Consider the following 22,907-nt stretch of genomic DNA (forward strand, 5'->3'; position numbering starts at 1 on the left):
GGTATCACGCTATTTGTTGTCACGTCAGGAGGAGGCCATGCTGACACCGCTTCATGATTGGAACCTTGCGCCAAGAGAGGCCAGGGCGCTGCAGTCACAGCTGGCTGAGCGGCTAGAAATATCAGATCGGTTAGCGCCGGTTTCGCACATTGCCGGAGTGGACATCGGTTTTGAAGACGGCGGTGAAACGACTCGCGCGGCGGTGGTCGTGCTGAAGTGGAGTCCGGCCACTGCGCCATATTTAAGCGTGGTTGAGCAGGTGGTTTATCGCGAGCCCACGCGCATGCCGTATATTCCTGGCCTACTGTCATTTCGTGAGGTTCCAGCGGCGCTAGGGGCCTTTGCAATGCTCAGCGTGCAGCCTGAATTAGTGATGGTGGATGGCCAGGGAATTGCTCATCCCCGCCGCTTAGGTGTGGCGGCGCATTTAGGGCTGTGGCTTGATTTGCCCACGATTGGTATTGCTAAGTCACGCCTGTGTGGAAAGCATGCCGAGGTGGGCGAGCAGCGGGGCGACTGGGTGCCGCTTTACACGGGAGCCGAGACGATTGGTGCCGCCGTGCGCTCCCGCGCCAAGGTCAAACCCGTCTATGTGTCGCCAGGGCACCGAGTGACGCTGGACACCTCGCTTGCCTGGGTTATGCGCTGCTTGGGCCGTACCAAGCTGCCTGAGCCAACACGCCTGGCGGATCGATTAGCCTCCCGGCGCGATGAGCGTAAGTCGTGAAGCGTGGTGTGGAGCTATACGAAGGCTAAGAATCGCTGGAGAAGGCTTGAGGCTGCCTGGCAGTGAACAACGCTCTCCAATAGCGCTTCGGGCTCTTCGCCCTGGTCGCGCAGCGCCGCGCGCTGGCGTTCAAGATAGGCGCGCATCACAGGTGCGGTAAATTCAGGATGAAATTGCACGCTCCACTGGTGTGGCCCGTAGCGCAGCGCCTGATGAGCATCGTGGCTGTTATGGGCGAGTACGATAGACTCAAGCGGCGCCTGTATGACGGACTGCGCGTGAGTAAGGTGCGCCGCAAAGCTTTCCGGTAGCTGGCGGAACAAGGGGTCGAGTTGACCTGCTTGAGTGAGTCGTACGGTGCGCGTGCCGGACTCCCGCCCAGCCGGATGATAATCACTTACGCCACCAAACGCGGCCGCCATTAGCTGATGGCCATAGCAAACGCCGAGCATGGGCGTATCGTTGGCGAGCGCTTCTGCAAGCCATGGCTTGAGCGCTTCACTCCAGGGCTCGGCGTCACTGACCATGCTGTGCGAGCCGGTAATAACGATGGCGGCCAGCGTGTCCACCGAGGGCGCGGGTGCGTTTGTCCTTGCGTCCCAGGCCCGCAGCGTCAAATGTTCTGGCAGGGCGGTGCTGAGCTGTTGTTCAAACAGCGTTTCAAAGTCACCGTGCTGGTCGATCACTTCTGGAAAAGCGTCGCCAGTTTTAACAATTAGTACACAGGCCATGCCAAAACCTCAGTAAGATGAACCGACAGCGTTGAACAAATACGCTAACGGCAAGTCTGCAAAGGCGTGACGATAGCGCTTATCATCATCGCTTTCTAGTGAGTTTGTCAGTGAAGCACGAGACATTCTCACCCTATTTAGCTTAATAACCCAAGGAGTAAGCAATGCAACAGATTACCCGCGCAGGCGAACCTATGGATGTCGCCGGCACGCTGCCCGCTAAAGGCCAAGCGGCACCGGTGATGGCGCTTACCAATACGGATTTACAGGATGTCACGCTCGAGACTTACGCCGGCAAGCGTAAAGTGCTCAACATTATTCCCAGTGTAGACACCCCCACCTGCGCAATGTCCACACGCCGTTTTAATGAGCTGGCCTCTAATCTTGCTGACACCGTGGTGCTGGTTGTGTCTGCCGACTTGCCTTTTGCGGCGAAGCGTTTTTGCGGTGCTGAAGGGTTAGATAACGTCGAAACGCTGTCGACTTTCCGCCACACCGAGTTTCTTGAAGCCTGGGGCGTTGCGTTGCGCAACAGTCCAATGGAAGGGCTGTGCGCTCGTGCGGTAGTCGTGTTGGATGCCGACAACCGCGTGCTGCACAGCGAGCTGGTGAGTGAGTTGAAAAACGAACCTGACTACAGCGCTGCGCTAGCGGTTCTCAAGTAGTTAACGCTACTCGCCCTGTTTTCCGCACCGCCTAGAATGGCGCTTTGATGCCGCCACCAGTGCGCGAATTAAGCGCTGCTGGGGGCGGTTAAAAATCAGCCATTCGGGATGCCACTGCACGCCAATCAAAAAGTCGTGCTCACGAGATTCGATGCCTTGCACTAGGCCATCGCGGTCGCGAGCGGCGATATCAATGCCCCGCCCGGCTTGGTAAACGGCTTGATGATGCAGGCTATTGACGCGGCACCATGTTACTCCCAGCAAGCGGTGTAGCTTGCTTGCGCCGACAATGTCGACGGTTTTGCGGGGTAGTACGGTACGCCGGCGCTTTAAGCCTTCATGGGTGGTGTAGATATCAGGATCAAGCGTGCCGCCAAGATGCACGTTGATTAATTGCGCCCCCCGGCAGATGCCTAGTACCGGCGTTTGTAACGGAATAAAATGCTCCAGTAGCATAAGTTCTAGCTCATCGCGCGCGGGATCAAGCCGTACATCCAACTGCACCTCTGCACCGTAAAGGTGGGCCTGTATGTCGTCACCGCCGCCAATGATCAAGCCATCCAGGCTATCCGGTAAAGCGCGCGCGGGTGATAGGCGCAGTGGCTTGCCGCCATGGCGCCAGATGGCAAACCAATCAAACCACCAGGCTAACTGGCTTTTTTGATCAGAGGTTGTGATTCCGATAAGCGGTCGCGACATGCCGACAGTTACTCGCTATTTTATAATGAAGAAGGTAGCGCTCTAATGCTTACGGCGAAGCCAGTGGCCCAGCTTCTCTTTTACACGCGTTAGCAGCGGCCGGTGTTGATCGGCAATATATTCGGCGCACCGTGCCAGCAGCGCATCAGGATTGGCGGCGAGTTTTTCTACCTCGATCCAGCGGTTCCATTCAACGACCGAGCCCCAGCCAGGCTGTGAAAGCTGCGCATTAGGCAGCCGGTAATGAAAGGTTGGGCGTGGCTTGGTGAGCTTGGCATGCAGCAATGCATGCGAATGCTCTGGGCGTAAATAGGCGAAGAGTGGCAACATGTCCAATTCACGATTACGCGTAGGGTTGTAGTCCAGATAGTCATTGATCAGCGTGTCAATATCGGGTGAGTAGTGGCTATCAAGCACTTTCAGCACGTAATCTTTAGGGAAAGGGTTGGCGTGAGGCAGTAATTCCCGGGTAATGTCGATTTTGATGTCGTCGCGCAACCAGCTGGCAAGTAGCATATAGGCCCGCAGCATGGCGAGCAGATAGCTGACGTCAAAATGCGCCACTTCCGGATTAAGATGCAGCCCAAACCCATACATTAGGCTTGCATCGGTGCCTTTCGCACCGTGCTTGCGCAGAGCTTCAAATAGCGTGTCTAGCGCGTCGAGTTCATTCCAGGGTACGGGTGGCACAACGATCTCCGTCGGCACTAGGCCGGTGACCATGTCGCCGATCAGCTCACGAGTTTTCTGGTGAAACTCAATGCGTCGTTGATGCCGGTGGCGTGTCCATTCGTTGTCGAGAGCGCTAGGATCTTCAAGCAAGGATTGGTCAGGATGAGCGTACTGAGTGTCGAGCTCGATACCAAATTGGCCCCAGCGAGTAGCCTCTACTAGTAGCCGGTGAGGACTTACCACGTTAAGCTCCCCGCCAAATAGATCGCGTACGATCAGCGCTGTGTCGCTGGGCGGTAGGCCAGCAAACTCAATTTCGACGCCAACATGCCGGTTTTTTCCATGGCTGTTTAAGCGATTGGGCGGAGCTTGTAGCGTCATCTCAGCATCCTTGAGGTGAACGTTTAGGTGCTTAGCCTATCATAGACACGCGTTGAGGCCGCGCGTACTCAATGCGGCTGAAGTAGATAAGCAGGACGCTATTCAGACTAATTTTCAGGAGTAAAGCGTGCGACAGTACCGGTTAATCCAAACGATAATAAGCATCGTCTTCTTTGTGCTGATCAGCGTAACTGCAACGCAGGCCCAGGCGCAGATGGTACCCCTGCCAAGCCTGGGCGGCGGCTCTAATGAGGAGAAAGCCGACGTCAGCGGAAGTGAGTTTCAGAGCTCGTTAAACGATGTTATCGGCATGCTCGAGAACGAGGAACAGCGGACTCAACTGTTGGCATCGCTGCGAGAGCTGCAGGTCACCGCCGAGGCTGCCAGCGAGGAAGATAGTATCGTGCGGCAAGGCCTGCTTGGCGCGCTGGCAGATACATTAAGCGATCTTGGCGATCAGGCTCAAGCCGGTAACTCTCCCATTGATGAGTGGTCGCGCCAATTGGCGCAGGGCGCTGACGATTTACGCGCGCTGACTGATGATGCAGACCAAGGTGAAATCATTCGAGCCGTTGCTGAAGGCGCGGTGCTGGCGCTTGTCTGGACCGGGCTTCTGGTGGTGATGATTGCGTTAGGGCGCATGCTGGCAACTCGCCGTCATTGGCCGTTGGACCTACCCCGTGATCCCAAAGGCAGGCTCCTGGCGATACATTTTTTCCGGCGTATGCTGCCCTGGGCGCTAGCCTTTGCCATAACGTTAGGGATTGGCCAGGTGCTGCCTGATAGTCCCGGACGCACGATGGTATTAGTAGTCGCGTATATTTGTCTGTGCGGTCGTGCGTTGTCGGTGGTGTTTGAAACGGTGGTGGCATTTTTCAGCCGTGGACATCGTTTTACTGCGGTTCAGCTTCTCCAACAGCAGGCCCTGCGCGGCCTGTTTGTGATTGGGGCATTGATTGCGCTCGGCGACGCCGTTAACTCAACGCGCCTGGTTGAGCTACTCGGAAGTGAGCTATCGAGCCTGGTATCAGTGCTTGCCAATATGCTGGCTGCGCTGCTATCCGTGCGATTTATTCTCAAATTTAAACGTCCCGTGCGGCATCTGATTTGCAATCGCCCGTTTAAGCAGCGACGCGATGCCAGTACGGCCGTTGAAATGATTCGCTCGCTGGGCGGCTTATGGCATATTCCTGCGCTGTTGCTGGTGAGCGGCTCGCTGCTCGCCATTTTTATTACCGTTGGCGATGTGGGGACTGCGCTAGCGCGTTCGATTATTTCAGCCAGTCTGCTGGTGCTCACGCTAGTCATTACGGGGCTGCTGCGTCGCCAATCGGAGCGGATGGGGAAGCGTCGCCATCGTCATCGCTACAGTCAGTACCGTAAACGCCTAGAGCGGTTTGGTTTTGTATTGGCGTATATCTGTTCGTGGATGGTATTTGCCGAACTATCCATGCAGGTGTGGGGTGGGTCGTTGTTTGGGCTCGGCCAGCAAGCCGTGGCCAGCGCGCGAATTGGTCAAGCACTGGTCAGCCTGGGCGCCACCTTGCTACTTGCATGGCTGGTATGGATTCTGGCCGACACGGCAATTCAGCGCGCGCTTACTTCCTCTTCGCGTTCGCGCGGACGGCGCGTTAATCAGGCGCGAGCGCAAACCATCACGCCGATGATTCGCAACGTCATTTTTGTCATCATTTTAATTATTGCGGTGATTTCTGGGTTGGCCAACTTGGGTGTCAACGTGACGCCGTTACTGGCCGGTGCGGGTGTGATCGGTTTGGCCATTGGTTTTGGTGCCCAAACCCTCGTTCAGGATTTGATCACCGGTATTTTTATCTTGATCGAAGATTCGCTGGCGGTAGATGACTTCGTCAAGATCAATAATCATATGGGAACGGTCGAAGGACTAACGCTGCGCACCGTGCGTTTACGCGATCTGGATGGTGTTGTGCATATCATCACCTTTAGCCGTATCGAATCGATTCACAATATGTCGCGCCAGTTCGGTATCGCATTAATGCGTATCCGAATTCCCTACGATATGAAGATCGACGATGCGATTACGCTGATGCAAGAGACCGCTCAAGAGCTGCGTAAAGATCCGATGATGCGCCATTACATCTGGTCGCCGCTTGAGATGCAGGGGGTTCAGGGCTTCGAAGATGGCTGTCCTATTCTGCGTATGCGTTTTCGTACTGCGCCAGAAATGCAGTGGGATGTTTCCCGTGCATTTAACCTGCTGCTAAAACAGCGCATGGAATCTCAGGCGATTGATCTGGGTATCCCGCGTCTTAGCGTTAGTATGGAAGCGCGCTCTGAAGACCGTCGTAAGGATGAAACCGGTACTGACTTTTCCATCGAAGCTAGCGACGAAGAGGACACCGATAGCTCACGTAAAAAGCCCGCGTCGCCCCAGCCCGCGCCACTACCTACGAAGGCAGAAACGCAAAGAGATGAGCGCGAGCGTGCAAATGATAAGACCTCTGAGCGAGCGGCGTCACATCGTCACAAGCCCCAGGCTCAAGACGAGCCCTAGAGCAGTACCTATGCCAGCGCCAGTGGCGAACACGGCGATGAGTAGCCACGGCGATAGCGCGCATTTATTATCGTAGTGAGCATGGACGTCGGGGGAGCGCAAGTGATCAACGTTGAGCGTAAAAATAGCTTTCAGCTGCGCCTGACTCGGCGTCTTAAGGAAGAGACATCGCATAATCTCGATGTTTATCTTTTCATACCTAGCGAGCTTGGGTTAAGTACCCAGCTAATCTCCGAGGAAGCGTTTTACCACTCAGCGATTAACGTGTCGCGTACGTACTACAGTGACGAATATCTTTTGCCGTTGGTGCATAGCCGTCTCGCCAGTCGCAACCGTTTGGGCAGCGACTCTTACCGGCTGAGTTTGAGTTTATATGCTTATCAATACGTGGTGGCGATGGAGCGCACCACTCAGATGATGTTGGTCAGTGCGAATAAACTGCGTCACGCCCGCCAAGAGGAGCGAGAAGAAAACAGTGAGGTGCATGAAAGCGCTAACGCTTTACGCGACCAGCTGAATGAAATGATCGATTTAAGCGATGGCATACTTAAGCGGCTGCGGCGCAATCAGCCTAGCGATGAAAGCTTATATAAGTATTTTGCTAATATTGATAATTATCTCTCTTGGTTTACTGAGCAGCAGCTGTTGGCGTTGGTTGCGCATTTGCCTCGCGGCGGTGAGTTTACCGAAAGCCGCCGGCGCTTTATTAGCGTATGCCATCGCGAGGACGAATATCGTCGCGAGCAGGAGTATAACGCTGAGCGGGTGATGGCTGATCCCACCCGAATGTCGAATAAAATGCGCCTGCTGCGCCGTCTCATCGAGCATCCCATCACGCTTAAGCAGCAGGCGTTAGAGCTGGGTGGCGGTGAGCAAAAAGCGGTTAAGGCGCTGGCAACGGCGGTGGTGATGGCGTGCGTAACGTTGGGCGTATTACGCGTGCGTGAGGTGGTGGGCGATATTACGGCGTTGTTTGTGCTGGCCATGGCGCTTCTTTACGCCATGCGGGAAGTGTTCAAAGATGATTTGCGCAACACCCTCTGGCGGCTGCTGCGCAAAGGGCGGCCTAAGTGGCGCCGTCAGTATCTCGACCCTACTCGTAATGCTCTGGTAGGCCGCCAGCTAGAGTGGTTTGATTACAAACGCTTTGCCTCGTTAAGCGGCGATATTCAGCAGATGCGTCGCCGCACGGTCGCCCAGCGTGAAGAAATGGTGCTGCACTATCGTTCAAGCTCGCGTATGTCGCCCACTCGTTTTTTAAGCGGCTACGAACATACCCGTGAAACTCTGAATCTCGACATATCGATGCTGACGCGATTAATGAACAAGGGAAAGCACCATATATATCGCTTGAAAGATGGCCAGGCGGTTCGTGAAAGCGTTGAGCGTCGCCATTTATTTAACCTCGTCGTTCGAGAAACCGGCAGCGAAGACTCTCCCTTCCTAGCCCGCTGGAAGGTTGTGGTCAGCCGTTCAGGCATTGTTGATATTGAAAAAGTTGAGGAGAACACTGTCATGAAGGAAAAGGCCATGAAGGAAAAGGCCATGAAGGACAACAGCGAACAGCGTTAAACAGCAGCGACTGCATGGCTAAATCGCGAGGAGCGAACTAGTCTCAAAGAATGGGCAGGTAAATCTGCGTTTGCGGCGCAGTCTCTAAGGTTCATCTTAGAGCTGTCGCAAGGAGAAAAGCCATGCAAGCTATCGATATTATGACGCCAAAAGTGGTCAGTGTGGGTCCCGATACTGAGGTGCGTGAAATTGCCCAGCTACTGATCAATAACCGCATTAGCGCCGTTCCTGTTATTGACGGCGAGCAACGGGTGATCGGGATTGTCAGCGAAGGCGATTTAATGCGCCAATTGAAAAATGATGATGACGGCCCTCAATCCTGGTGGTTATCACTGATTAGCGGGGGCAAAGATCCCGGCGACTACGTTAAGCAGCACGGCCGTAAAGCGCATGAAGTGATGACCCCGAATCTGATCACGGTGGAAGAGAACACACCCCTTCACGATATTGCTCGATTGCTAGAAAAAAATCACATTAAACGCGTGCCCGTCGTGCGCAACGATAAGCTGATAGGCATTGTCAGTCGTGCCAACTTGCTACAAGGGATTGCAAATGCGGCAGTGGCACCGACCCAATCACCGACCGATGATCGACACATTCGAGACGCTATTTTAAAAGAAGTTGAGCATAACGCCGGTGTGCAGACGGGAAACATTGGCGTGATTGTCAACGGCGGTGCGGTAGAGCTTTGGGGGCTAGTTGAGTCGCTAGAGCAGAAGCAAGCAGCAGCCGTTGCAGCAGAAAACGTTGCCGGGGTGACTCGGGTTGACAATCACCTGGGCATGATGCCGCGCGGCTTCGGTTATTCGTAGTACATTTTTCCAAGATACCACTGGCCGTAGAACATGCCCGCCGTCTTTAACGGCGGGCATTGTCGTGTTAGACCACTGATTTAATCGCTTGCTCTAAGCTATCGACGCTACGCTGGGTATGATGAAGTTTATCAAGCCCAAACAGGCCAATGCGGAAGGTCTGGAAATTATCGCCTTCATCGCACATCAGCGGTACGCCGCCGGCTACTTGAATGCCCGCCTGGGCCAGTTTGCCCACTAGGCCGCTATCGTTGTTGTAGCAGACCACGACGCCCGGTGCTTCAAAGCCTTCTGCGGCAACGCTAACAAAGCCGTGGCGTTTCAGCATGGCGCGGACGTCATGCCCAATCGCTTGCTGCTCCTCTTTTACCTTGGCAAAGCCATAATCGCGGGTCTCCTGCATGATGCCACGCAGCTGTCGCAGGGCATCGGTCGGCATGGTGGCGTGATAAGCGTGGCCGCCGTTTTCATAGGCCTGCATGATGCTGTGCCACTTTGCTAAGTCGCAGGCAAAGCTGTTGCTCTGCGTCTCACTTAATCGCTGCGTGGCGCGCTCTGAGAGCATCACCATCGCGCAGCAGGGTGAGCCGCTCCAGCCTTTCTGCGGGGCGCTTACCACCACGTCAATGTTGAGCGTCTGCATATCTACCCATAGCGTGCCAGCGGCGATGGCGTCTAACACAAACAAGCCGCCCACTTCGTGAGTTGCCTCTGCCAGCGCTTGGATATAGTCATCTGGGAGTAGCAAGCCCGCGGAGGTTTCAACCTGCGGGGCGAAGACCACGGCGGGCTTTTCGCTACGAATCCTTGCCACCGCCTCATCAATGGGCACCGGCTGAAAAGGTGCAGTCGCGTCATCGGCACTGAGGCGCCGCGCTTTAAGCACCGTTTGCTGATCGGTTAAACGCCCCATCTCAATAATTTGCGTCCAGCGATAGCTAAACCAGCCGTTGCGAATGACCAGGGTTTTCTGATCGAGCGCAAACTGACGCGCCACCGCTTCCATGCCAAAGGTCCCGCTACCGGGCACAATCACTGCTGCGTGGGCGTTGTACACCTCTTTCAAGGTGGTAGAAATGCCGCGCATCACGCCTTGAAACTGCTGCGACATGTGATTGAGCGAGCGGTCTGTATAAACCACTGAGTATTCAAGCAAGCCGTCGGGGTCGACGTTGGGCAGTAAACCAGCCATGGCGTTCTCCAAATAAGTGCTGTGCTCTCATTGGCACATTTTATCGTCGATAAATAAGCTGTTACTAAGAGTACGAGCAATAAACGCACAAAACCAGCCTGGGAAGGGCTGGTTTTGGTTGCTAAACAGGCTGGATTAACGCGGCGGCAGTTGCTCAGGCCCGAAGGCGTCCGGTAGCAGGGCTTCCATGGTGTAGGTTTTAAGCAGCTCGCCGCTGCCGGAGAGCACCTTGATCTGCGTGCCGGGCGTGGCGAACTCGCGAATCCGCTGACGGCAGTCGCCGCAAGGCGTGCATAGATGATCGCCTGGGCCTATCACGTAGACGGTGGCTAACTGGCGCTGCCCAGCGGTGATCATCGCGGAGATGGCCGATGCTTCGGCACACAGGCCTTTGTAGTGCGCGACTTCCACGTTAGTGCCCGCAAACTGCTGGCCATCGGGGGTCACCATCACAGAAGCTACCGGATGGTTAGAGTAGGGGGCATAGGCATTGGCTTGCGCACTTAGCAGCTGCTGAACGATTTCTTCTGAAACGATCTCTGCTGAAGCTACCTCATCAGAACGTTGACTCATGTGCACTTTCTCCTAAGCGCGCGCTGCGTCGTCGCGCAGCACGGTGTCTAGCGCAATCAGCATCATATCGTCGAAGGTCGATTGGCGGTCGGCGCTGGAGAGCGAGTCGCCTTTCAGGATGTGATCCGACACGGTGCATATCGTCATGGCGCGAGCGCCGAACTCGGCGGCCACGCCGTAGAGGCCTGCGGCTTCCATCTCAACGCCGACAATACCGTAACGCTTGAGCATTTCGGCCATCTCGGTCTGAGGATTGTAGAACAGGTCAGCTGAGAACATATTGCCGACTTTTACCGGCACGTTCTGAGCCTTTGCTGCGGCCACCGCGTGCAGCGTCAGGTCAAAGTCCGCAATCGCTGCGAAGTCGTGGTCGTTAAAGCGCATGCGATTGACCTTGGAGTCGGTGCTGGCACCCATGCCAATGACCACATCGCGTACGTTTACATCGTCACGAACCGCGCCGCAGGAACCCACGCGAATCAGCGATTTCACACCATAGTCGGTGATCAGCTCTTTGGCATAGATGGAGACAGACGGAATGCCCATGCCGTGGCCCATCACAGAGATCTTGCGGCCTTTATAGGTGCCGGTGTAGCCGAACATGTTGCGGACATCGTTCACCTGACGAACGTCTTCCAAATAGGTATCGGCGATGTATTTGGCGCGCAGCGGGTCGCCGGGCATTAATACCGTATCAGCGAAGTCACCGGGGGCGGCGTTAATGTGAGGGGTTGCCATAAAAGTCTCCTTTAAGCGGCGCTAGGCGTTAGCTAGCATTAGGAAGAAAGCTTGCGCCATCGGCCATGGCCGGTAGCAGGAAAAAGTCGGCCAGGGTTTGGCCAATGTCTGCAAAGGTGTCGCGCGCACCTAGCGGGCCGGGCATGAAGCCTGGGCCATACGCCAGAACCGGAATGTATTCGCGGGTGTGCTCGGTGCCGTGCCAGCTGGGGTCGCAGCCGTGATCGGCAGTTAGAATCAGCAGGTCATCGTCACTCAGTGCCGCTAGCAGTGTGGGCAGCTTGGCATCAAAGTCTTCAAGCGCCGCGGCGTAGCCGGGCACGTCGCGGCGATGGCCGTAAACCGAGTCAAAATCGACAAAGTTGGCCATGATCATGGCGCGCTCACCGACGTCACGCTGACTGGTGCGCTTGATCTCGCTGAGCGTGGCATCCATCAGCGCATCGTGGCCGCTGGCTTTTACTTTGTGGGTAATGCCGCAGTGAGCGTAAATGTCGGCGATTTTACCAATAGACACTACTTCGCCGCCGGCATCGGCGAGCTTTTGCAGCACTGTGGGGGCCGGCGGTTCAACGCTGTAGTCGCGGCGATTGCCGGTGCGGGCAAAGGTCTTGCTGTCCTCACCCACAAACGGGCGGGCGATGACGCGGCCGATGTTGTAGGGCTCAAGCAGTTCGCGCACGGTCTCGCACAGCTTATACAGCCGTTCCAGGCCAAAATATTCTTCGTGAGCAGCAATCTGGAACACCGAATCTGCCGAGGTGTAAACGATCGGCTTGTCCGTGGCGATGTGCTCTTCACCCAAGCGGGCGATGATCTCGGTGCCCGACGCGTGGCAGTTGCCAATCACGCCGGTGAGATCCGCTTCTTGGACGATGGCATCAAGCAGCTCCAGCGGGAAGCTGTCGGTTTTATCGAGGAAGTAACCCCAGTCAAAGCGTACCGGTACACCAGCAATTTCCCAGTGGCCGGAGGGCGTGTCTTTACCGCTGGAAATTTCTTTAGCGTGGGCGTAAGCACCTTCCAGGCTTTCCGGTAGCGTCACGCCTTCGGCCACGCTGCCGGTGGCATCGCGGTGGGCATGAAACAGGCCCAGCTTGGCCATGTTGGGCAATTTGAGTGGCCCTGACCGCTGGGCGTTATCGGCCTCATTACGGGCGCAGGCGGCGGCGATGTGGCCCAGGGTGTCAGCCCCCTCGTCGCCAAACGTCGCGGCATCCGGGGCGGCGCCAATCCCAAAAGAATCAAGGACGATTGCAATCGCGCGGCTCATGAGGCTTCTCCACGAAACGTGTCTTGCAGCAGGGTGTCGGCGCTGGTCGTACCCTCGCCAATCGTAAACGCTGCGCGCAGCTGTTCAGCAGCACGCTCGGCGGCGGCGTCATCACGGGCGTGAACCATGGCGATGGGGCGCTGGCTATCCACGCTATCGCCAATTTCGACTATCTCCGTGAAGCCTACGCTGTGGTCAACGCTGGCGTCGTTACGCAGGCGGCCACCGCCCAGTTCTACTACGCTCATGCCCACGGCGCGGGTATCAATGCGTTGTACGATGCCTGCTTGCTTGGCGTACACCGGTTTAATCACTTCGGCCTTGGCCAGGTAGTGATCAGAGCGTTCCATAAAATTGCTGGGGCCGCCAAGCTCGCGCACCATGCGGGCAAATACTTCGGCGGCAGCGCCGGAGGTCAGCGCTTTTTCAAGCTGTTTAAGCGCGTCTTCACGGGAGCCTGCGAGTTTGCCAGCAATCAGCATTTCCACCGCCAACTCACGGGTTACCTGCATCACGCGGCTATTCGCGCGGTCGCCGCGCAGCAGCGCCAGTGTTTCAACAATCTCGACAGCGTTACCGGCACAGGGCGCCAGCGGCTGACTCATGTCGGTTAGCAGGGCCGTGGTGGGGGTGCCCGCCTGCGTGGCTACGTTCGCGATACTTTTGGCAAGCTCGCGAGATTTTTCCGGCGTGGGCATAAAAGCGCCGCTGCCGACTTTGACATCCATAACCAGTGCATCCAGCCCTGACGCCAGCTTTTTACCCAGGATTGAGGCGGTAATCAGCGGAATAGATTCCACCGTGGCGGTCACATCACGCACGCCGTAAATGCGTTTATCTGCGGGAGCCAAGTCGCCCGTTTGGCCGATAATAGCGACGCCGGTGGATTTCACCACCTCGCGAAAGCGCTCTGGCGCAGGGTAAGGGTCGTAGCCGGGGATTGATTCAAGCTTATCCAGTGTGCCGCCGGTATGGCCCAGGCCACGCCCGGAAATCATCGGCACAAAGGCACCGCAGGCAGCGACCCACGGGCCAAGTACTAGCGAGACTAAATCGCCTACGCCGCCGGTGGAGTGTTTATCAACAATCGGGCCGGGCAGGTTTAGGTCGCTCCACTGCATCACATGGCCGGAGTCGCGGGTGGCGGTGGTCAGGGCGACCACTTCTTCACGGCTCATGCCGTTGAGAAAAACGGCCATGGTGAAGGCGCCAATTTGGGCATCGCTGATGCGGTCATCGGCAATGCCCTGCACGAAACCTTTAATCTCTTCAGCGGGCAGCGGTTGGCCGTCGCGCTTAAGACGAATCAACTCCTGAGGAAGTAAAGCATGTTTGGTTGCGTTGGCTGACATTAATAACCTCCGTCAATGGGGGCGGCATTGATGTTGCCGGTCAAGGTGTCTAATAAGTTGCCTAACAGGCTAGAGGCGCCAAAGCGAAAGTGTGCGGGCGTCACCCAGGCGGCTCCCATAATATCGCTGGCGAGGGCCATATATTCGGCCGCATCTTCAGCGGTTTTAACGCCACCCGCCGCTTTGAATCCAACGTCTTTACCGCTGGCTTTAATCGCGTTGAGCATAATTTCAGCGGCTTCTAACGTTGCGTTGATGGCGACTTTGCCGGTCGACGTTTTAATAAAGTCGGCGCCGCCTTCAATGGCGATTTCACTGGCGCGTTTGATCAATGCAGGCTCTTTGAGTTCGCCAGACTCAATAATCACTTTGAGTAGCGCCTGGCCAGCACAGGCGGCTTTGCACATCTCAACCAGTTCAAGGCCTGTATCTTCGTCGCCTGCCATTAGCGCGCGGTAGGGAAATACCACATCCACTTCATGCGCACCTGAGGCGACGGCGTCGCGGGTTTCACGGGCAGCCCCCATGATGTCGTCACCGCCATGGGGAAAGTTGGTAACAGTGGCAATCTTGACCTGATCATTGAGCGTGTGGGCAGTGAGCGCGCGCTGCGCAGTGACAATAAACTGAGGATACACGCATACCGCGGCCGGATGTCCGAAAGGCGTTTTCACCTGCTGGCACAGTGCTTCAATAGTGCTGTCGGTGTCATTGTCATTCAGGCTTGTCAAATCCATCATCGTCAGCGCTTGGCGGGCGGCTTGAGCGATTTGTGGGGAGGCAGTCGCGGTCATAGAATTCTCGCAAATTGGTAAAAGAAAAAACGGACACTGCGATCTAAAACAACAGCGTCCGTTACAGGGTGTCGTGCTTGCTACTGTTAGCTTGCGGCACTACTCAGCGCAATAAAGAAACCGGCAATGGTGGCCGACATCAAGTTGGAAAGCGTACCGGCCAAAACAGCTTTGACACCGAAGCGAGCAATTTCTTTGCGACGGGTCGGGGCAATGCTACCCAGGCCGCCAAGCAGAATCGCAATGGAGGACAGGTTGGCAAAGCCACATAGCGCAAAGGAGAGAATCGCCATGGTGTGCGGTGTCATTAATTGACCCGTGGCCGCAACGACCTGTTCCCCATTAATGTAAGGCGCTAGGTTGATGTAGGCGACAAACTCGTTGACCACCAGCTTTTGGCCGATGAATGAACCTGCCAGCGTTGCTTCTTCCCAAGGAACGCCGAGCAAAAAAGCCAGCGGGGCGAACAGCCAGCCTAAGATCATTTCTAGGCTAAGTGATTCAAAGCCAACCCAGCCGCCAATGCCGCCAAGGATGCCGTTGATTAAGGCAATTAGCGCGATAAAGGCTAATAGCATGGCACCCACGTTAGCGGCCAGCATCAGGCCAGAGGTAGCGCCGGAGGCGGCGGCGTCTAACACGTTGGCAGGCTTGTCTTCCTGAGCGTCAATTTCTTCTTCCACTTTGGAGACGCTGTCGCTATCCGTTACAGCTTGCGTTTCCGGCATGATCAGCTTGGCAAACAGCAGCCCGCCAGGGGCAGCCATGAACGATGCTGCTACCAGGTATTCCATGGGAATGCCCAACGCGGCATAACCCGCCAGTACTGAGCCAGCCACCGATGCTAGGCCGCCACACATCACTGCAAATAGCTGTGAAGGCGTCATGCGGGCGATAAATGGGCGTACCACAAGCGGCGCTTCCGTTTGGCCAACAAAAATATTCGCGGTGGCGGAAAGAGATTCAGTGCGTGAGGTGCCAAGCGCTTTTTGTAGCGCGCCACCCAAGATGCGGATGACCCACTGCATAATGCCGATGTAGTACAGCACCGCAATGAGTGAAGAGAAGAAGATAATCACTGGCAGTACTTTAATGGCAAACACAAAGCCAACGTTATCAACGTCAGCTAGGCCGCCAAACAGAAAGCCAATGCCATCGTTGGCGTAGACCAATATTTGGCTAACGCCGCCCGATATAGCTTGCAGTACTGTCTGGCCGAAGGGCACGTAGAGTACAAAGGCACCAATGCCGGCTTGAATAGCGAACGCGCCCAGCACGGTGCGCAGACGTATAGATTTACGGTCGTAAGAAAAGATCAGAGCAATGGCCACCAGTGTGACCATGCCTACCAAGCTCATAAGGAGTGTCATATGGGGATCCTTCGAGTACGCGAGGGTTAAGCGCGTTTAGAGTAAGTTGAGCTTGACGGAGTAAATCATCGCATTTTGATAATTGTTGGGGGTGCCCAGCTTATTATCTGAATAGCGATATTGAATGCCGGTAGTGATCAAGTCACTTGGGTGCCACCACAGGCTTAAGGCGCCGTTGGTACCTACGCTGTCGGCGGAATCACCTACGTAGTTTTGCTCTAGATACTCGTCATCGCGGCCAAACGTTTGTTCATGCCAGTTGGTGACGCTGAAGTTCTGGTTGAGCGCAGTGAAATCATAACCCGCCACCCAACCTGCCATGTAGCCGTTCATGCCGGTGTAACCGTCGCTTTGCACGCGAGCAGCGCCTATAAACGGTTTAAACCACAGGCCGTTAGCAAACGTAGTGCGGTACCCTAACCCCAGCACCTGGTCCTGCTCGCGGCTTTCAAAACCGTAGTCGCGAAAGTCATAAAGGTGGGCGTAAATTGACAGTGGGGTGTCGCCTAAATAAATGTGCGACGTTAGCTTGCCCGCGGTGCGAAAGTTGTCTTTACCACCGCTGGACTCATCAAACTGGTCGTTGGTCGGGTTCTCGAAATCAAAAAAACCGTAAAACTCGCCCCAGCTAAAGCCAGCGCCGCCTTCGATTTCGAGAAACATGAAGTCGCTTTTTGCTGCGTTAGAGGCCGTGCGGGCTTCGGTGCCGTTCGACCAGTCCAGGTAGTTAACGGAGACATTAGCAAAGGACCAGAGCGGATTAACAGAGTTAGTCTGAGCGGTGTCTGCCAGTAGCGGCGTGGCAAACGTTGCGCCTAATATTCCCACTACGCCAGCGCCCAGCGGAATAAGAGACAAGGTGCGCGAGGGTGTACAAAAGCGTGTACAAGTAGTCATGAAAGCCTCAACTAAAAGTTGTGCGGAGCCATAGAGGTTGGCTATCCGAAGTTAGAATCGTGCGGGCTGGCGTAGAATGTTAAAATTATAACATTTAGTGTTATTTTTATAACGTAGATTTGCAAGCGTTCTAATGCCTGCCGTTGGAATTTCTGTTATCGAAGACGCCGGAGCATAAAAAATCGTCGTGGCTGTGAAAATAAGCCGTGGCAATAACGCTGACATTCGCTCAGCATAGAATCAAAAGCCATCAGTGAATAATGAGTGCGATAAGGATGTCGCGGTCATCATAATGAAGAGGGGGTGTAAGAGGATGCCCACTATTAATGGCCGTAGTGCGTTGCGCATCAGCAAGCTCCAGGAGGTGCTTACCTGCGGCGGTACCCTGCATCTGCGCGATGCCGCAGAGCTGTGCGATGTCTCGGAAATGACTATTCGCCGCGACCTCACTACCCATCCCTCTGCTATTAGTTTGCTGGGTGGGCGCCTCTTTATGGCGAACTACGCTAGTACAACCCCAAAGTATGATTTAACCGAGCAGCAGGATAGTCATTACCAAGCCAAATATCGGCTTTGCCAGCACGCGCTTATGTTTATTGAGGAGGGCGATACGCTGTTCATTGACTGTGGCTCGACGCTTATCCCGCTATTAAGTCAGTTGAGCGATTTTCAAGAACTGACGGTGGTGACCTATGCACTCAACGTGGCTAATGCGGTTGCTGTATTGCCCAACGTGCGTTTAGTGCTATTGGGAGGGCTATTTTATGCGGCCTCACAGTCATTTGGCAGCGACACGATGGCGGCAGCTATTGAACGTTTGGGTATTAACAAAGCGCTCATTTCAGCCGCCGGGGTGGACCTTGCGCGCGGGGTGAGCTGCTTTCACTTTCATGAGGTGGCGCCCAAGCAGGCGGCCATTTCGACGGCCATGCAGCGCTTATTAGTAGTGGATGCCAGCAAGTTCGGGGTGATTCGGCCTGCCTACTTTGCCGCGCTGGAAAATTTTGATGTGATCGTTACCGACGAGAAAGGCGCGCCGCAGTTACTGACCAATCCCAACAGTGATGCACCAAGAGTTAGCATTGCATGAGCGCTTTTGCAATAGCATCAAACAACAACTATTTGGGGTGCGTCAAAGCGCCACTTCTTTCATGACCCAGACCAGTAGAGAATGCTACAATCTTAACCGTTTGACGAAAGAGACCCGCCGCCATTCCTATTAGACGGCGCATATTTTTCCCGGAGCAATGCTACCGATACCGCCTGCTACGCGGCTTAGTTGCAAACGTGGCGGTTGAAGCAGCCATTAGCGTACTGATCTGAATAGTACGGCCTTTTTAGAGCGTGGCGGTAGGGCGTTTCTTAAGGATAATGCTTTGGGAAAAGTATGGGGTGATAGTTAGCCTACTTTATAGTGGGCTAGTGTTTATTGAACCTCTGATGAGATCACACCATGCAACGACACTCACTGTGGCGTAGGCGAGGCACTTTGGTGCTACTTGCGCTGTGCCTTTTCCTAGCTGGCTGTAGTTCGGCGCTGTTAGACTCGAAAGGCCAAGTTGGCGCTGAGCAGCGCACGCTGATCCTCACATCGTTTGGTCTGATGTTGATTGTGGTCATTCCCGTTATTGCAATGACGATGCTGTTCGGCTGGCGTTATCGACGCAGTAATAGCGTTGCGAAATATACACCTGACTGGGCGCACTCCAATTTGATTGAGGCGGTGATTTGGATCGTGCCCTGCGCGATTATCGTTGTGCTCGCCCTGTTAACCTGGAAAACGTCCCACAGTCTTGATCCTCATAAGCCGCTGGAAAGCGACGTTGAGCCGATGGAAATTCAGGCCATAGCGCTGGACTGGAAATGGCTGTTCGTCTATCCAGAACAAGGCATCGCCAGCGTTAATGAATTGGCTTTCCCGGTTGATACTCCCGTGCGTTTTCGGGTGAGCTCTGGAACAGTGATGAACGCGTTTTTCATTCCACGTCTAGGCAGCCAGATCTACGCCATGGCCGGTATGGATAACGATGTTCACTTGATCGCCAATGAAGTCGGTGTTTATCCAGGTCGTTCGACCAACTATAGCGGTGCTGGATTTTCGGGCATGGTCTTCGACGCACACGTGACGTCAAATGAAAATTTCGATGCCTGGGTTGCTGAAGTTGCGCAATCACCCAATACGCTAAGTTATCCAGAAGGCTACGAAGCTTTAGCGGAGCAGTCTGAGTTTAATCCCGTCGAGTACTTCTCAAGCGTTACGCCAGAATTTTACGAGCGTCTGGTGTCGAGCTTTCATTCAGGTACCGACCCAAACCCATCACATGATGAAAATCGTGCGCCAGCCATCGATAGCCACGAAGCTCGTCAATCTTTGAGCAACGAGGCGGGAGAGTAAACCGTGTTCGGTAAACTAACCTTAGAAGCAATTCCGTATCACGAACCCATTTTGTTGATATCGGGAATTATCGCGATTTTAGGCGGCGCGGCGCTCTTGGGCGCGCTGACCTATTTCCGTAAATGGGGCTGGCTATGGCACGAATGGTTCACCTCCATCGACCATAAAAAGCTGGGTATCATGTACTTCATTGTGGCGCTAATCATGCTGCTGCGTGGCTTTGCCGACGCGATCATGATGCGTACACAGCTAGCCATTGCGGCGGGCGGGTCGTCGGGCATTCTGCCGCCTGATCACTACGACCAGATCTTCACCGCGCATGGCGTCATTATGATCTTCTTCGTCGCAATGCCGATGGTGATTGGTCTGATGAACCTGGTGGTGCCGCTGCAAATTGGTGCGCGCGACGTAGCGTTCCCATTCCTGAACAACCTTAGTTTCTGGCTGTTTGCCGTGTCGGCGCTGCTGGTTAACATCTCACTGTTCGTCGGTGAGTTTGCCACAACGGGGTGGTTAGCTTACGCGCCGTTATCGGGGATAGAGTTTAGCCCCGGGGTCGGGGTGGATTATTGGATATGGGCGTTGCAGATATCCGGGGTGGGTACCACGCTCACCGGTATCAACTTCTTCGTCACCATTATTAAAATGCGCACTAAAGGCATGACCATGTTCCGCATGCCGATCTTTACGTGGACATCGCTGTGCGCCAACGTATTGATCATTGCTTCTTTCCCGATCCTGACGGCTACCGTTGCGATGCTGACGTTGGATCGCTATCTGGGCATGCACTTCTTTACCAATGATTTTGGCGGCAACATGATGATGTACGTCAACCTCATTTGGGCATGGGGCCATCCAGAAGTTTATATCTTGATTCTGCCTGCCTTTGGTGTGTTCTCTGAAGTTATCGCCACCTTCGCCCGTAAACGGCTGTTTGGCTACATGACGATGGTGTGGGCGACAATCGCGATTACCTTGCTGTCCTTTATTGTGTGGCTGCACCACTTCTTCACCATGGGGGCGGGTGCGAACGTCAATGCCTTCTTCGGCATAATGACGATGATTATTGCCATCCCCACCGGTGTGAAAGTGTTCAACTGGCTGTTCACTATGTTCCGTGGCAGCCTGGAATTGACTTCACCGGTACTTTGGACGCTGGGCTTTATCATCACCTTTACTATCGGTGGTATGACCGGTGTGATGCTGGCAGTGCCTGCGGCCAACTTCGTGCTGCATAACAGCCTGTTCGTTATTGCTCACTTCCACAACGTTATCGTCGGTGGTGTGGTGTTCGGTATGATGGCGGGTCTGACCTACTGGTTCCCGAAAGCGTACGGCTTCACGCTGGACGAGAAGTGGGGCAAACGCTCTTTCTGGTGCTGGTTTGTCGGCTTCTATGTTGCCTTTATGCCGCTTTACGTACTGAGCTTCTTCGGTGCTGTACGCCGCATGAACTCATACCCGAACGCCGAGTGGCAGCCGTGGATGATTCTTGCATGGGTGGGTGCGGTTATTATTGCACTAGGCATTCTATGCACCATTATCCAGTTCGTTGTCAGTATTCGTGATCGTAAGAAGAATGCGGATGTTACTGGTGATCCGTGGCATGGCCGTACGCTTGAGTGGTCTACCTCGTCACCTGCGCCGTTTTATAACTTTGCACGCTTACCTGAAGTTGGCGATATCGATAGCTTCTGGTCGCAAAAGCAGCGTAGCAACGAGCAGTTAGAAGAAGCGCCTTATACCGATATCCATATGCCGAAAAACACGGCCGCAGGCCCGATTATCAGCCTATTTGCGATGATCTTCGGTTTTGCGATGGTATGGCATATCTGGTGGCTGGCAGGCTTTGGTGCCATCGGTATGCTGGTTAGCTTCTTGATGCGGGTATTCAACGACGATATCGATTACTACGTACCGGCAGCAGAGGTCGAGCGGATCGAGCGTGCCCATCAACAACGTGTGGAGGCCCAAGCGTAATGGCTACTGAAACACAACATCTCGATGCCCATGCTGAAGAGCATGAGCACCACGATGCCGCTGGTACCAAAGTGTTTGGTTTCTGGGTCTACCTAATGAGCGATCTAGTGATCTTCGGGTCACTGTTCGCAGCCTACGCCGTGCTCATGAGGGGCACGGCGGGTGGACCTACCGGTGCCGATATTTTCGAGCTGCCGTTAATTCTTGGCGGCACGTTTGCGCTGTTGATTAGTAGTTTTACCTTCGGCATGGGCGTGTTGGCAATGAATGCTAACCGCGTCGGCCAGGTAAAAATGTGGCTGGTCATCACCTTTATCCTAGGCCTTGGCTTTTTGGGTATGGAGCTTTACGAATTCCATCACCTGATCAACGAAGGCTACGGTCCGGATCGCAGTGGCTTCCTTTCTGCCTTCTTCACGCTAGTCGGCACGCACGGACTGCACGTTACGTTCGGTATGATCTGGATTTTGGTCATGCTGGTTCAGCTGTCGACCAAAGGGCTGACTGACAAAACGCGTCCGCGTATCCTGTGTTTGAGCCTGTTCTGGCACTTCCTGGATATCGTTTGGATCTGTGTATTCTCCTTCGTCTACTTGATGGGAGTGCTGTGATATGAGCTCTTCTAGCCATTCGTCTGATCACGGCTCCGTAAAGTCCTATGTTACGGGTCTTGTACTGTCGTTAGTGCTGACTATTATTCCTTTTGGCGCTGTTATGCTGGGTTCTTTCAGTATGCCAATGAACGTCGGTATTATCGTTGTAACGGCCATTCTGCAAGTATTGGTACAGCTTGTTATGTTCATGCATTTGAACTTCAAGTCTGAGGACGGCTGGAACATGCTTTCCTTCGTCTTCACCGTAGCGATACTCGTCCTCGTGATAGGAGGCTCGTTGTGGATCATGCAGCATCTGCATCTCAACATGATGATCGGCTGATCACAACGCCTAGCCGTTGGAGCGACCTGCTTGAGCTAACGAAGCCAGGCATTATTGGCGGCAACTTAATTGCTACCCTGGGCGGCTATTTTCTCGCCGTGCAGGGTGAGTTTGAGTGGCTGAGCCTTGTCGCGGTCATGGTGGGAATTGCCTTAATAATCGCCTCAGGCTGTGCGTGTAATAACGTCATTGACCGCGATATTGATGCATTGATGGCGCGCACGCGCCATCGCCCCCTGGTGAGAGGAAGCATTTCAATCACCCAGGCATTGGGCGTTTCGGCGCTGCTGGGCGTGTTGGGTGTGGTATGTCTGGCGCTAGGCACCAATGGATTAACCGTTGCCTTAGCGGTGATCGGCTGGGGCGTGTATGTAGGGCTTTATAGCCTCTACATGAAGCGTCGCTCAGAGTACGGCACCTTAGTCGGTAGCCTTTCCGGGGCTATGCCGCCGGTTGTGGGTTACTGTGCGGTGATGGGGCAGTTCGACAGCGGTGCGATGATGCTGCTGGTGATCTTCTGCCTGTGGCAGATGCCGCACTCCTATGCGATTGCGATTTTTCGCTACGCTGATTATCAACGGGCATCGATTCCGGTGCTGCCGGTGGTGCGCGGGG

At 54.7% G+C, this 22,907-nt stretch carries 22 protein-coding genes; 11 read left to right on the forward strand and 11 right to left on the reverse strand.

Annotated elements, in window-relative coordinates; all coding sequences use genetic code 11:
- Window positions 1-37: 37 nt before the first annotated feature.
- Window positions 38-727 carry a deoxyribonuclease V gene (gene nfi / locus ACTH5D_RS04865; protein ID WP_441668902.1) on the forward strand — a complete coding sequence of 230 codons (690 nt, stop codon included), beginning with the start codon at window positions 38-40 and terminating at the stop codon, window positions 725-727.
- Between the two features lie 14 nt (window positions 728-741).
- Here the strand turns inward: nfi and ACTH5D_RS04870 are convergent, their stop codons facing one another.
- Entirely contained in the window at window positions 742-1,458 is a 717-nt protein-coding gene (locus ACTH5D_RS04870; RefSeq protein WP_441668904.1) for a glutamine amidotransferase, read from the reverse strand.
- A 164-nt stretch (window positions 1,459-1,622) separates the two neighbouring features.
- Between ACTH5D_RS04870 and tpx the strand changes: the two genes are divergently transcribed.
- Window positions 1,623-2,123, forward strand: a complete 501-nt coding sequence (tpx, locus tag ACTH5D_RS04875; RefSeq protein ID WP_441668906.1) for a thiol peroxidase — start codon at window positions 1,623-1,625, stop codon at window positions 2,121-2,123.
- Window positions 2,124-2,129: 6 nt separating this feature from the next.
- On the opposite strand, the gene ACTH5D_RS04880 is transcribed toward tpx, so the two are convergent.
- The gene (locus tag ACTH5D_RS04880) at window positions 2,130-2,822 is read right to left on the reverse strand and encodes a gamma-glutamyl-gamma-aminobutyrate hydrolase family protein (protein ID WP_441668908.1); all 693 of its coding nucleotides are present in this window, start codon (window positions 2,820-2,822) and stop codon (window positions 2,130-2,132) included.
- A gap of 42 nt (window positions 2,823-2,864) precedes the next feature.
- Window positions 2,865-3,875, reverse strand: coding sequence for an amidoligase family protein (locus ACTH5D_RS04885; protein WP_441668910.1), 1,011 nt, complete (start codon window positions 3,873-3,875; stop codon window positions 2,865-2,867).
- 214 nt (window positions 3,876-4,089) lie between these two features.
- Between ACTH5D_RS04885 and ACTH5D_RS04890 the strand changes: the two genes are divergently transcribed.
- The 3 genes from ACTH5D_RS04890 (at window position 4,090) to ACTH5D_RS04900 (ending at window position 8,792) form a co-directional block, all read left to right on the forward strand.
- A complete protein-coding gene (locus ACTH5D_RS04890; RefSeq protein ID WP_441668944.1) occupies window positions 4,090-6,408 on the forward strand; it encodes a mechanosensitive ion channel domain-containing protein in 2,319 nt (772 codons plus the stop codon).
- Between the two features lie 102 nt (window positions 6,409-6,510).
- Window positions 6,511-7,980, forward strand: coding sequence for a hypothetical protein (locus ACTH5D_RS04895; protein WP_441668912.1), 1,470 nt, complete (start codon window positions 6,511-6,513; stop codon window positions 7,978-7,980).
- 122 nt (window positions 7,981-8,102) lie between these two features.
- Window positions 8,103-8,792 (forward strand): CBS domain-containing protein, encoded by a 690-nt coding sequence (locus ACTH5D_RS04900; RefSeq protein WP_441668914.1) that lies wholly within the window; start codon window positions 8,103-8,105, stop codon window positions 8,790-8,792.
- 67 nt (window positions 8,793-8,859) lie between these two features.
- On the opposite strand, the gene ACTH5D_RS04905 is transcribed toward ACTH5D_RS04900, so the two are convergent.
- The 8 genes from ACTH5D_RS04905 to ACTH5D_RS04940 all read right to left on the reverse strand — a co-directional run bounded on the left by ACTH5D_RS04905 (window position 8,860) and on the right by ACTH5D_RS04940 (window position 16,981).
- Window positions 8,860-9,984 (reverse strand): aminotransferase class V-fold PLP-dependent enzyme, encoded by a 1,125-nt coding sequence (locus ACTH5D_RS04905; protein WP_441668916.1) that lies wholly within the window; start codon window positions 9,982-9,984, stop codon window positions 8,860-8,862.
- A 135-nt stretch (window positions 9,985-10,119) separates the two neighbouring features.
- Complete coding sequence (cdd, locus tag ACTH5D_RS04910) at window positions 10,120-10,557, reverse strand: cytidine deaminase (protein WP_441668918.1); 438 nt, start codon at window positions 10,555-10,557, stop codon at window positions 10,120-10,122.
- A 12-nt stretch (window positions 10,558-10,569) separates the two neighbouring features.
- Window positions 10,570-11,295, reverse strand: a complete 726-nt coding sequence (gene deoD / locus ACTH5D_RS04915; RefSeq protein WP_441668920.1) for a purine-nucleoside phosphorylase — start codon at window positions 11,293-11,295, stop codon at window positions 10,570-10,572.
- A gap of 28 nt (window positions 11,296-11,323) precedes the next feature.
- Window positions 11,324-12,568: a phosphopentomutase gene (locus ACTH5D_RS04920; protein ID WP_441668922.1), complete on the reverse strand. Its 1,245-nt coding sequence runs from the start codon at window positions 12,566-12,568 to the stop codon at window positions 11,324-11,326.
- Window positions 12,565-13,920: a thymidine phosphorylase gene (deoA, locus tag ACTH5D_RS04925; RefSeq protein WP_441668924.1), complete on the reverse strand. Its 1,356-nt coding sequence runs from the start codon at window positions 13,918-13,920 to the stop codon at window positions 12,565-12,567. The genes ACTH5D_RS04920 and deoA overlap by 4 nt, the downstream gene beginning before the upstream one ends.
- A complete protein-coding gene (deoC, locus tag ACTH5D_RS04930; protein WP_441668926.1) occupies window positions 13,920-14,714 on the reverse strand; it encodes a deoxyribose-phosphate aldolase in 795 nt (264 codons plus the stop codon). The genes deoA and deoC overlap by 1 nt, the downstream gene beginning before the upstream one ends.
- 86 nt (window positions 14,715-14,800) lie before the next feature.
- Complete coding sequence (locus ACTH5D_RS04935) at window positions 14,801-16,084, reverse strand: NupC/NupG family nucleoside CNT transporter (protein WP_441668928.1); 1,284 nt, start codon at window positions 16,082-16,084, stop codon at window positions 14,801-14,803.
- 36 nt (window positions 16,085-16,120) lie between these two features.
- Complete coding sequence (locus tag ACTH5D_RS04940; protein WP_441668930.1) at window positions 16,121-16,981, reverse strand: outer membrane protein OmpK; 861 nt, start codon at window positions 16,979-16,981, stop codon at window positions 16,121-16,123.
- Between the two features lie 322 nt (window positions 16,982-17,303).
- On the opposite strand from ACTH5D_RS04940, the gene ACTH5D_RS04945 reads away from it, so the two are divergent.
- From ACTH5D_RS04945 to cyoE, 6 genes are all read left to right on the forward strand, one after another.
- Window positions 17,304-18,071 carry a DeoR/GlpR family DNA-binding transcription regulator gene (locus ACTH5D_RS04945; RefSeq protein ID WP_441668946.1) on the forward strand — a complete coding sequence of 256 codons (768 nt, stop codon included), beginning with the start codon at window positions 17,304-17,306 and terminating at the stop codon, window positions 18,069-18,071.
- 363 nt (window positions 18,072-18,434) lie between these two features.
- Entirely contained in the window at window positions 18,435-19,376 is a 942-nt protein-coding gene (gene cyoA, locus ACTH5D_RS04950) for a ubiquinol oxidase subunit II (protein ID WP_441668932.1), read from the forward strand.
- 3 nt (window positions 19,377-19,379) lie between these two features.
- On the forward strand, window positions 19,380-21,356 hold the full coding sequence (cyoB, locus tag ACTH5D_RS04955; RefSeq protein ID WP_441668934.1) for a cytochrome o ubiquinol oxidase subunit I: 1,977 nt from the start codon (window positions 19,380-19,382) through the stop codon (window positions 21,354-21,356).
- The gene (gene cyoC, locus ACTH5D_RS04960) at window positions 21,356-21,967 is read left to right on the forward strand and encodes a cytochrome o ubiquinol oxidase subunit III (protein WP_441668936.1); all 612 of its coding nucleotides are present in this window, start codon (window positions 21,356-21,358) and stop codon (window positions 21,965-21,967) included. Before cyoB ends, cyoC begins: the two co-directional genes overlap by 1 nt.
- 1 nt (window position 21,968) lies before the next feature.
- On the forward strand, window positions 21,969-22,292 hold the full coding sequence (gene cyoD / locus ACTH5D_RS04965) for a cytochrome o ubiquinol oxidase subunit IV (RefSeq protein WP_441668938.1): 324 nt from the start codon (window positions 21,969-21,971) through the stop codon (window positions 22,290-22,292).
- Window positions 22,250-22,907, forward strand: a 658-nt coding sequence (gene cyoE, locus ACTH5D_RS04970; protein ID WP_441668940.1) for a heme o synthase, incomplete at its 3' end; no start/stop codon positions are given. The genes cyoD and cyoE, both read left to right, overlap by 43 nt.

Source organism: Halomonas sp. (assembly GCF_052095695.1).
Classification (GTDB): Bacteria; Pseudomonadota; Gammaproteobacteria; order Pseudomonadales; family Halomonadaceae; genus Vreelandella.